The sequence below is a fragment of the Flexithrix dorotheae DSM 6795 genome (genome assembly GCF_000379765.1).
Lineage (GTDB): Bacteria > Bacteroidota > Bacteroidia > Cytophagales > Flammeovirgaceae > Flexithrix > Flexithrix dorotheae.
Genome location: NZ_KB903525.1, coordinates 1 through 1,607, shown reverse-complemented (window position 1 = coordinate 1,607; position 1,607 = coordinate 1). Strand labels below are relative to the sequence as shown.

The window sequence follows — 1,607 nt, the reverse complement described above, 5'->3', positions numbered from 1 at the left end:
AAACCCCTTCTTTTTTGGAAATTCCAACCAGAAACCCAACGAGAACCATTCTTAGTAACTCCCATTCTAGAGCCGGAAGACTTTTTTCTCCTATTTGATCGATTCGACCAAGAATCATTATTTGACCATGATCTATTATTAGACCTTCTTCGCGTATTCGCCATTTTACTTTTTTTTTAAATTATACCAAACAGTTTAGCAGCCAGACCGGCTAAAGCAAGCTTTCCAACAACCGGAGCAGCTTGATTGCTGCCCACACTTGGAGCACCATTATTGCCAGTACTATTATCGGATACAGGAGGATTACTAATAGTAACACCCCCAACTTTAATAGAGCCGGTCGGATTAATCGCATTGCTGATTGGTAAAGGGACACCCCCCAACGGTTTATTAATTTCATTTATAGCTGATTTTGGCTTATTCAACGCAGTACTAAGACCGGCTGAAAGAGCACCACCCACGCCCGGAACAAAACTTGCGGCAACAGGTAAAACAACTTTCCCCACTTTTCCGGCAACCTTTTTTATTCCCTGACCTAATTTTTTAAAGAAACTCATAGTTAATTGGTTTTAAAAAAGGGAGTTCCGTAAAACTCCCTTCAAATTAGAATTCAGTTAATTTTTATTGATCGGAGTCAGAACCGTCCTCAATCACTTCTTTCACCTTCTTAAGGTCCTGTGATTTCTCAATAATTCCGGCATGCCTATAAGCTTTCGCTTTTGCAGGATCTTTTCTTTCCAACTTCTCAACCCTTTGGATCAATTCACCTAGATTATTGAATGTACTTTTGGTTGTGGCTGCTTGCATAATTTCTTCTTTGATAAAAATCAAAGCAGTTTCAGAAGCATCATTCCCAGTAACTTTTATATGACAATCAGCAGGAAGCCCGTCAGATTTGGCAAAGATTTTTACCATTTTGTCGGCAATCAAGTTTTCAACATTTGAAAACAATTGAGTGGCAGCAATAACACCGGTAATATCACTAAAAAATGACTTTTCGTCAGAATCAACTTGTACGTCAACGTCTTTGTCAATATCTCCGTCAACATCTGCAAAACCAGTCTCATTTTTAATGAAAATACTTCTTACAGAATCGTGATTCCCGTATAAATCTTTGGTTTCATCATAAATGAAAACCCTGTCAGGCTGATCACCGAAGTGAACAGAGTAAAAACTGAAATTATCAGTATGGGTTAAAGTCGCATGATCAGCACCATCTAAAGTAATTTCCAACTCTCCCTGATCAAGTGTAATATGACCTAAGTCAATGTACATTGTTCGACCCCTTACTACACCGCCTAACCTAGCACCTTCGCCAGCAGTTTTAACAGTCTCATAAACAATCTCATTAAAAGGACTGTAAGCATAACCATAATTCAAATTAGAAATAAATTCTAAATCGGTCATCCTCATTCGTGACACAAGTAACAAAACTTTGTTGTTTTGTCTCAACTTCACAGTAACCCGGTCATTTGCCCCAATATAAGACATTCCCGAAATAATTAGCCCGTTGATTTTTCCCCGGCTAAAGTTGAAAGTACCAGAACCCCCGGCACCTAAAGTTCTGTCAACTGGGACAGTAAAAACCTTATCTAACTTCATTACGC

2 protein-coding genes are annotated in these 1,607 nt (G+C 38.7%); both read right to left on the bottom strand.

What is annotated here, in order from left to right; genetic code table 11:
• Positions 1-176: 176 nt before the first annotated feature.
• A complete protein-coding gene (locus tag A3EM_RS0141020; RefSeq protein WP_020534056.1) occupies positions 177-557 on the bottom strand; it encodes a hypothetical protein in 381 nt (126 codons plus the stop codon).
• Between the two features lie 64 nt (positions 558-621).
• Positions 622-1,607, bottom strand: a 986-nt coding sequence (locus A3EM_RS45295; RefSeq protein ID WP_044241306.1) for a hypothetical protein, incomplete at its 5' end; no start/stop codon positions are given.